We start from the raw sequence: 7,907 nt of genomic DNA, 5'->3' as shown, positions 1-7,907 counted from the left end.
CCCATGATCCGGCCCGCTGGCCCCCACCGCCCTCCAAGACGCTGATCCTCGCCGGGCTCGCCCGGTTTTCGCCGATGCGCGTGGGTTCCCGCGCGCCATGACGTGATCCGGCCGTGCGCTGGAAGAGGATTCACAATGCAAAAGCCAATACGCCGCCTGATGGCCGGCGCCGCGCTCGCCCTGCTGGCTCCGGCCGCCGCCTTCGCGCAATCTTCCGAAAATCCCCAATCGTCGCCACCCCATGACGACCACGAGGCGGACCAGCTGGACGACATCATCGTTCAGGCCACCCGCTCCCGCCGCCGCGTCCAGGACGAGCCCATCCGCGTCGAGGTTCTCGGTCAGGAGGAAATTGAGGAAAAGCTCCTCATGCGCCCCGGCAACATCTCCATGGTTCTGGCCGAGACGGGCGGCCTTCGCGTCCAGGTCACTTCCCCAAGCCTGGGATCCGCCAACATCCGGGTCCAGGGCATGCGGGGCCGTTACACCCAGCTGCTCGCTGACGGCCTCCCGCTCTATGGCGGCCAGGCGTCGTCGCTGGGCCTGCTCCAGATTCCGCCCAGCGATCTCGGCCAGGTCGAGGTGATCAAGGGCGCTGCCTCGGCCCTCTATGGAGGACAGGCACTGGGCGGAGTCATCAACCTGGTTTCGCGCCGTCCGGGCGCCGAACCCCAAGCCGAAGTCATAGCAAACGTCACCACCCGCAACGGTCAGGACCTCTCCGCCTATGGCTCCACGCCCCTGTCGGCAGAATGGAGCGCCTCCCTTCTGGCCACAGCCAACCGCCAGGGCACGCACGATCTGGACGGCGACGGCTGGATCGACACGCCGGGCTATGATCGATGGTCGCTGCGACCCCGCCTGTTCTGGCTTGGCGACGACGGTTCCTCTCTGTTCGCGACGGTGGGCGCCATGAACGAGGATCGTCGCGGCGGAACTCTGGCGGGCCGCACCGCGCCCGACGGCCTGCCCTTCCAGCAGAACCAGGGGACGCGCCGTTATGACGCCGGACTGGTCTATGAGCGGCCGGTCGGCGACACGGGCCTGTTGCAGCTTCGCGCCTCCGGGGTCGATATCGACCATCGCCACCGCTTCGGCGACCTTCTGGAAAAGGATCAGCATCACACCTGGTCCGCGGAAGCCTCCCTGTCGACGGAGGCGTTTGACGCCTCCTGGCTGGGCGGCGTGGTGTTCCAGTCGGACGATTATGCCTCGGTCGCCTTCCCGACCTTCGACTACACCTATCAATCCCCCGCCGTCTTCGCCCAGGTCGAGCGCGACTTCGGCGAACGGCTGACCCTCGCGGCCAGCGCCCGCTATGACGACCACAGCCGTTACGGCGGCCAGTTCAGCCCCCGTCTGTCGCTGCTCTACCGGCCCGGCCCGTGGACCGTCCGCGCCTCCTGGGGCGAGGGCTTCTATGCGCCGACGCCGTTTGTGGAAGAGACAGAGGCCGCCGGCCTCTCCCGGCTCGAACCGCTTTCGGACCTGAAGGCCGAGACCGCCCAAACGGCCTCGATCGACCTGGGCTATGCCTCTGGTCCCTGGGAAACGTCACTCACCCTGTTCGGATCGGACATCGATGATGCGGTCGGCCTGATAACCGTCGCGCCTGACCGGGTGCGGCTGGCGAACATCGCCGGCGTGACCCGCACGCGGGGCGTAGAGGCCCTCACCCGTTGGCGCAGCGGCCCCTTCGTCGTGACCGGCAGCTATCTGTACGTCGATGCGACCGAGCCCGAGACAACCGGCGCGGGCCGCCGCGAGGTGCCCCTGACGTCGCGCCATTCGGCGGGGATCGTGGCCATGTGGGAAAACCATGATCGCGGCCGCATCGGCTTCGAGGCCTATTACACGGGCGAACAGTCCCTCGAGGATGATCCCTGGAGCGCCAGGGGCGAATCCTATTGGGAGTTGGGCCTTCTGGGCGAGGTCGTGATCCGCGAACGCTACCGCGTCTTCCTGAACCTCGAGAACCTGCTGAACGTGCGCCAGACCCGCGATGCGCCCTTGGTCCGCCCCTCCCGAGCGGCCGACGGGCGCTGGACCGTCGATGCCTGGAAGCCGCTGGAAGGGTTTGTCGTCAACACCGGGGTGCGTATCCGCTTTGGCGGCTGATCAGCCCTACTGAACCAACAATGTCGATGGCGTGCGCCGCACGGTCTCGCCATCGACATCTGGAATGCGATCACCCCCGCCCGCGATAGGTCGCCACGCCCTGGTCGGGCAGCCACACGCCCTCCAGCGGCGCGCCGGTTTGCCAGAAGACGTCGATGGGGATGCCGCCGCGCGGGTACCAATAGCCGCCGATGCGCAGCCATTGGGGTTGCAGCAGGTCGGCCAGGCGGCGGCCGATGGCGACGGTGCAGTCCTCGTGGAAGGCGCCGTGGTTGCGGAAGCTGGTCAGGTACAGTTTCAGGCTCTTGCTCTCGACCAGCCATTCGCCCGGCACATAGTCGATGACGATGTGGGCGAAGTCGGGCTGGCCCGTCACCGGGCACAGGCTGGTGAACTCGGGCACGGTGAAGCGCGCGACATAGCGGGTGTCGGCGTGCGGGTTGGGCACGCGCTCCAGCACCGCCTCTTCGGGGTTGGTCGGTGCGGCGGTCTGGGCGCCCAGCTGGGACAGGTTGTCGGTATAGTGCGTCATGCCCGCCATTTAGGGCCTCGGCCCCACAAAGAAAATCCTGGCCCGCCCGCCATTCGACCTGGCGCCCGTTCGGGCCGTGTTAGGATGCGCGCGTTCCCGGCTTCCTCTCCATCCGAGGGGTCGGGGGAAAGTGCACGATGTCCACTATGTGCACTCAGTTTTTTCGCGGGCGGTGGCGGAGGGGGCGGCGGACTTTCAGACTAATCAGACTATTCAGACCCTGTTTTTCCGCCCGCTGCCGCCGATTTCAGACCTTTCAGACCTTTCAGACCCTCTTTTTTGCTCGACCTCGGCGGGCGGTTGCCTTCCGCCACGACACCCGGCTAGCGTAGCCAAAAGCAACCCAGGAGACGTCCGTGGCCATTCCCGCTTCCTTGCAGTCCGGTCTCAAGCTGCCGGTGATCGCGGCGCCGATGTTCCTGGTCTCCGGGCCGGATCTGGTGGTCGAGACGTGCAACGGCGGCATGATCGGCACCTTCCCGTCGCTAAACCAGCGCACGACCGAGGGCTATCGGGAATGGCTGCACGACATCAAGGCGCGCCTGAACCCCGGCGCGGCGGCCTTTGGCGTCAACCACATCGTCCACCCGACCAACCCGCGCCTGATGGCCGACATGATGGTCTCGGTGGAAGAGAAGGTGCCCCTGATCATCACGTCGCTGGGCGCGGTGCGCGACGTGGTCGATGCGGTGCACGGCTATGGCGGCGTGGTCTTCCACGACATCGCCAACGTCCGCCACGCGCGAAAGGCGGCCGAGGCGGGCGTGGACGGCCTGATCCTGGTCGCCAACGGCGCCGGCGGGCATGCGGGGGTCGTGAACCCCTTCGCCCTGATCAACGAGGTGCGCAGCTTCTATAACGGGACCATCATCCTGTCCGGCTGTCTGTCGACCGGTCAGGACGTGGCCGGCGCGCTGATGATGGGGGCCGACTTCGCCTATATGGGCACCCGCTTCATCGCCACGACCGAGAGCATGGCCCAGCCGGAATACAAGCAGATGATCGTCAGCTCCGGCGCGTCCGACATCACCTACACGCCCGCCGTCTCGGGCATCCCGGCCAACTTCCTGACGCCATCGCTGGTGGACAACGGAATCGACCCCAAAACCCTGCCCGAGCACAAGCTGGATATGGCCGACGAGGCCAAGGCCTGGAAGACCGTCTGGTCCGCGGGTCAGGGGGCCGGCGCGGTCCACGACATCCCTGCCACCGCCCAGCTTGTCGCGCGGTTGACGGACGAATTTTCGCAAGCTTGTGACAAATTCGACAAGAAGCGCCTCTAGACGCGGCTCGTTCACAACGAGGCCGCCCCGATGCTCCGCACCCTGACGACCGCCGCCCTTTCGACTGCTCTTGCGGCCTTGGCCGCCCCCGCCCTGGCCCAGGACGGTGGAAGCTGGTCCTTCCAGGTCGGCGCCGGCAGCGACAACCGCTCCAAGGACGCGTCCAAGTCCGACGGCGACGCCTTCGTCTGGGGCGAGGCCCAATGGGAAAGCGGCGACGGCCTGTTCTATGCCGGGCCCAGCTTCGAAACCATCAAGGCCGGCGGGTCCGAGCTGGAGATGGCGGTTGAGGGCGGGATGAAGCCCGAATGGGCGGGCTTCGACTTCGATCTGAACGTCAAGCACCAGTGGCGGCTGGACGCCGACGCCGGTTATGACGACGATGCCTGGGAATTCACCGCCGATATGAAGCGCTCGATCGGCCCGGCGCGCGCCCGTGTCCGGCTGCAGCACTCGCCGGACGGCACGGGCTCGACCAGGGCCTGGACCTGGGCCTCGGTCCAGGGCGGCTGGGACTTCAACGACAAGCTGAGCGCCAGCGCCGAAATCGGTCGCCGCGAGCAGGACAACAATATCGACTACACCGGCTACAATATCGGCGTCAGCTATGCCCTGACCCGCAGCCTTGAGGCTGATCTGCGCTGGCACGGCACGGACGCCGACGTGCCGGGCGAACAGTACGCCGACGCCCTGGTGGCGGGGATCAGCCTGGCCTTTTGATGCGGCGGGGCTCGCCATTCGCGCGAAAGCGCCTACCTTAAGGGTATGAGCTTCCGCCCCACCACCATCGAACGTGCGTACCAACTGGCCGAAAGCGGCGCCTGCCGCACTGTCGGCGACGTCAAGCAGGCCCTCAAGAACGAGGGCTATGACCGCATTCAGGACAGCCTGTACGGCGGCGCCGTCACCGCCGCCCTGCGCAAGCGCTGCCAGGACAATTTCGTCGCCCTCGACGAGACCGACGAGGTCAGGCCCGCAGACAAAAGCGTCGACGAAGACGTTGCTTGACACAGGGTCTTGCTTTGGCCGCGAAGATTGGTCATTTTAGCGTTCGTCGATCTCTCTGCGTAACGCTGCTGTCCCTTTGCTCTGCGCACCGAGGTCTAGGCCGATCCATTCAGACCCGACACGCCGACCAAGGGCTGTTCCTTGCGGCGAACTACCAACGGAGGTCCTGAAAATGGCTACCGGCACTGTTAAATGGTTCAACTCCACCAAGGGCTACGGCTTCATCCAACCGGATGACGGCGGCAAGGACGTCTTCGTCCACATCTCGGCCGTCGAGCAAGCCGGCCTGCGTGGCCTCGACGAGAACCAGAAGGTCTCGTACGAAATCGAGCGCGACCGTCGCTCGGGCAAGGAATCGGCCGGTCAACTGAAGACCGAGGGCTGATTTCAGCCTCGTCCGGGCCTTGCCTTGACGAATGATTTCGAGACGGCGGGGGCTTCGGCCTCCGCCGTTTTCAATTGTGGCGGGTCATGCCAGTCTCCCGCGATACAAGTCGGAGCCCACCATGCTGCTCACCCTCCTCGCCCTCATGGTCGCCCAGGACGCTGGTCCGCTCGAGCCTGCGCGTGCCGGCAAGGTGCAGTGCTATGACCCCATCGTGGCGGAGAAGACCTGTCGCGCAATCGGGGCCTATCGCTTTGGGGCAGACGGCGAGATCTGGAACGACGCCCAAAGCCTGGTCAACGACACGCCGCACATCGTCCTGCGGGCTACGACCCGCGTCTATGTTCGCGACGATGCAGAGTGCGCAAAGTCCGATAACCTGGCCGAAGAGATCACCGCTATCGAAGTTGATGGCTCCCCCCTGACCGGCGCACAGTTCGAGGCCGTTCGCAAACAGGTTGCGGAAGCCATGGCCACCACCATCGGCGGCGGCGAAATCTGCACCCGTTATCATCCGAACGCCGACGGATCGTTTCGTGCCGTCGCCAGCGTGAACGGCATCGAGCGGCCCGACCTCGAAAGCGCCGTGCGCTGGGTTAACCCCGCGGATTGGCGTCTGCGCCAATAGGGTCGCGAGCGCGGATTTCGATCATTCTGATCCCCGCCCTTGCTAATGGCGTCCATAGCGCCCATCTCTAGGTCGTCGATCTCTCTGCGAAACGCTGCTGCCCCTTTGCATCGCGCACCGAGGTCCAAAGCCGATCCCATTCAGACCCGACAGGCCACCAGGATATCCTTCCTGCGGCTACTCAAGCGGAGGTCCTGAAAATGGCTACCGGCACTGTTAAATGGTATAACTCCACCAAGGGCTACGGCTTCATCCAACCCGATGATGGCGGCAAGGACGTTTTTGTCCACGCCTCGGCCGTCGAGGTTTCCTCGCTCGGCTCGCTGAACGAAAACCAGAAGATTTCCTACGAAATCGAACGCGACTCGCGCTCCGGCAAGGAATCGGCCGGGCGTCTTCAGGCGGCTGAATAGGCCACGCCTGATCCGCGACCCTCGGGTCGCTGAGCTCGCCTTCTATCTGCTGAGGGGCCGGCGTTCGCGCGCCGGCCCTGATGCGTTTTAATGGAGCCTTCCTGATGACGCCTCTCGCTGAAAAAATCCCCACCATGACCGACGCCGACCTGAAGTCGCTTCGGGTCAATGCGGAACGGCTGCTGACCGACGGCTCGGCCTTGCAGGTGACGACGGCTGAAGAAATCCTGCCGCTGATCGACGCCCAACTGGCTCTGAACGCTGCAGTCCCCAAGGCCGCCACGCCGATCAGGAAACGCGCCGTCTCCAAGAAGCTGCCGCCCGTCACCGGCCACCAGACCGCCCTGCCAAACAAGGCGGCCTAAAGGCCCTTCGCCTAGGTCAGGGCCTGATCCAGGTCGGCGATCAGGTCGTCGACATCCTCGACGCCGACCGACAGGCGGATCAGGTTGTCCGTGACGCCGCCGGCCTCGCGCAAATCTCTGGGCACGCTGGCATGGGTCATGATCGCCGGGTGGTTCACCAGGCTTTCGACCCCGCCCAGCGACTCCGCCAGGGTGAAGACCCGCACCCGCTCCAGCACCCGTTTGGTCCGTTCCAGATCGCCGTCGATCAGCGCCGTGACCATCCCGCCGAAACGGCCGTTCATCTGGTGCGCCGCCAGTTCGTGCTGCGGGTGACTGATCAGGCCGGGATAGATGACCCTGGCGATTCCGGCCCGGTCTTCCAGCCAGCGGGCGACGGCCAGGGCGTTCTCATTGTGCGCCCTCATGCGAAGACCCAGGGTCTTCAGGCCGCGGTTGGCCAGGAAGGCGTCGAACGGCCCCATGACGCCGCCGATAGAGTTCTGAAGAAACTTCAGCTGCGCGGCCATCTCGGCGTCCTTGGCCACCAGAACGCCGCCGACGATGTCGGAATGGCCGTTCAGGTATTTGGTCGCCGAATGCATGACGATGTCCGCGCCCAGCGCCAGCGGCTGCTGGCTCCACGGCGTGGCGAAGGTGTTGTCGACCACCAGGATCAGCTTGTGCGCCCGCGCGATCCGCGACAGCGCCTCGATATCCGCCAGCTTCATCAGCGGGTTGGTCGGCGTCTCGACCCACAGCATCCGCGTCTTGTCGGTGATCGCCGCCTCGACCGCCGACAGATCGGTCAGGTCGATATAGCTGAAGTCCAGCCCCATCGAGCGGCGTCGCACCCGCTCGAACAGTCGCCACGAGCCACCGTACAGGTCATCGCCGGTGACGATGTGCGCCCCGGCGTCCAGCAGCTCCAGCGCGGTCGAGGTCGCGGCCATGCCCGAGCCGAAGCCGAAGGCCTGAACCCCGCCCTCAAGGTCCGCGATGCAGGCCTCGAACGCCTCGCGCGTCGGGTTCTTGCCCCGCGCGTACTCATATCCCTTGTTCACGCCCGGGCTTTCCTGGGCGTAGGTCGAGGTGGCGTAGATCGGCGTCATCACCGCGCCCGTGGTCGGATCGGGCCGCTGACCGGCATGGATGGCGCGGGTCGAGAAACCCTGGCTGTTCTTGATCGACGACAT

10 protein-coding genes are annotated in these 7,907 nt (G+C 65.7%); 8 read left to right on the top strand and 2 right to left on the bottom strand.

Annotation, left to right across the window (positions count from 1 at the left end; translation table 11 throughout):
• Positions 1–135: 135 nt before the first annotated feature.
• Positions 136–2,118: a TonB-dependent receptor gene (locus tag EON91_RS10020; protein ID WP_292094137.1), complete on the top strand. Its 1,983-nt coding sequence runs from the start codon at positions 136–138 to the stop codon at positions 2,116–2,118.
• A gap of 70 nt (positions 2,119–2,188) precedes the next feature.
• On the opposite strand, the gene queF is transcribed toward EON91_RS10020, so the two are convergent.
• Positions 2,189–2,650, bottom strand: coding sequence for a preQ(1) synthase (queF, locus tag EON91_RS10015; RefSeq protein ID WP_292094140.1), 462 nt, complete (start codon positions 2,648–2,650; stop codon positions 2,189–2,191).
• 356 nt (positions 2,651–3,006) lie between these two features.
• On the opposite strand from queF, the gene EON91_RS10010 reads away from it, so the two are divergent.
• The 7 genes from EON91_RS10010 to EON91_RS09980 all read left to right on the top strand — a co-directional run bounded on the left by EON91_RS10010 (position 3,007) and on the right by EON91_RS09980 (position 6,732).
• Positions 3,007–3,933 (top strand): nitronate monooxygenase, encoded by a 927-nt coding sequence (locus EON91_RS10010; protein ID WP_292094136.1) that lies wholly within the window; start codon positions 3,007–3,009, stop codon positions 3,931–3,933.
• Between the two features lie 30 nt (positions 3,934–3,963).
• On the top strand, positions 3,964–4,653 hold the full coding sequence (locus EON91_RS10005; RefSeq protein WP_292094134.1) for a TorF family putative porin: 690 nt from the start codon (positions 3,964–3,966) through the stop codon (positions 4,651–4,653).
• 45 nt (positions 4,654–4,698) lie between these two features.
• The gene (locus tag EON91_RS10000) at positions 4,699–4,941 is read left to right on the top strand and encodes a hypothetical protein (protein WP_292094130.1); all 243 of its coding nucleotides are present in this window, start codon (positions 4,699–4,701) and stop codon (positions 4,939–4,941) included.
• A gap of 172 nt (positions 4,942–5,113) precedes the next feature.
• On the top strand, positions 5,114–5,326 hold the full coding sequence (locus EON91_RS09995; protein ID WP_003164457.1) for a cold-shock protein: 213 nt from the start codon (positions 5,114–5,116) through the stop codon (positions 5,324–5,326).
• A 121-nt stretch (positions 5,327–5,447) separates the two neighbouring features.
• Complete coding sequence (locus EON91_RS09990) at positions 5,448–5,954, top strand: hypothetical protein (protein ID WP_292094129.1); 507 nt, start codon at positions 5,448–5,450, stop codon at positions 5,952–5,954.
• Between the two features lie 200 nt (positions 5,955–6,154).
• A complete protein-coding gene (locus tag EON91_RS09985) occupies positions 6,155–6,367 on the top strand; it encodes a cold-shock protein (RefSeq protein WP_292094127.1) in 213 nt (70 codons plus the stop codon).
• 104 nt (positions 6,368–6,471) lie between these two features.
• The gene (locus EON91_RS09980; RefSeq protein WP_292094125.1) at positions 6,472–6,732 is read left to right on the top strand and encodes a hypothetical protein; all 261 of its coding nucleotides are present in this window, start codon (positions 6,472–6,474) and stop codon (positions 6,730–6,732) included.
• A gap of 11 nt (positions 6,733–6,743) precedes the next feature.
• Here the strand turns inward: EON91_RS09980 and EON91_RS09975 are convergent, their stop codons facing one another.
• On the bottom strand, positions 6,744–7,907 hold the full coding sequence (locus EON91_RS09975) for a cystathionine gamma-synthase (RefSeq protein WP_292094122.1): 1,164 nt from the start codon (positions 7,905–7,907) through the stop codon (positions 6,744–6,746).

The organism is Brevundimonas sp. (genome assembly GCF_004210735.1).
Lineage (GTDB): Bacteria > Pseudomonadota > Alphaproteobacteria > Caulobacterales > Caulobacteraceae > Brevundimonas.
Note: the sequence above shows the minus strand (reverse complement) of the source record. Positions and strands in the feature narration are given on the sequence as shown.

Bases quoted from the DNA above. Each gene is read 5' to 3' on its own strand.
- EON91_RS09995 (WP_003164457.1), top strand. From the start codon at position 5,114: ATGGCTACCGGCACTGTTAAATGGTTCAACTCCACCAAGGGCTACGGC.
- EON91_RS09975 (WP_292094122.1), bottom strand. From the start codon at position 7,907: ATGTCGTCGATCAAGAACAGCCAGGGTTTCTCGACCCGCGCCATCCAT.
- EON91_RS09985 (WP_292094127.1), top strand. From the start codon at position 6,155: ATGGCTACCGGCACTGTTAAATGGTATAACTCCACCAAGGGCTACGGC.
- queF (WP_292094140.1), bottom strand. From the start codon at position 2,650: ATGACGCACTATACCGACAACCTGTCCCAGCTGGGCGCCCAGACCGCC.
- EON91_RS09990 (WP_292094129.1), top strand. From the start codon at position 5,448: ATGCTGCTCACCCTCCTCGCCCTCATGGTCGCCCAGGACGCTGGTCCG.
- EON91_RS10020 (WP_292094137.1), top strand. From the start codon at position 136: ATGCAAAAGCCAATACGCCGCCTGATGGCCGGCGCCGCGCTCGCCCTG.
- EON91_RS10005 (WP_292094134.1), top strand. From the start codon at position 3,964: ATGCTCCGCACCCTGACGACCGCCGCCCTTTCGACTGCTCTTGCGGCC.
- EON91_RS10000 (WP_292094130.1), top strand. From the start codon at position 4,699: ATGAGCTTCCGCCCCACCACCATCGAACGTGCGTACCAACTGGCCGAA.
- EON91_RS09980 (WP_292094125.1), top strand. From the start codon at position 6,472: ATGACGCCTCTCGCTGAAAAAATCCCCACCATGACCGACGCCGACCTG.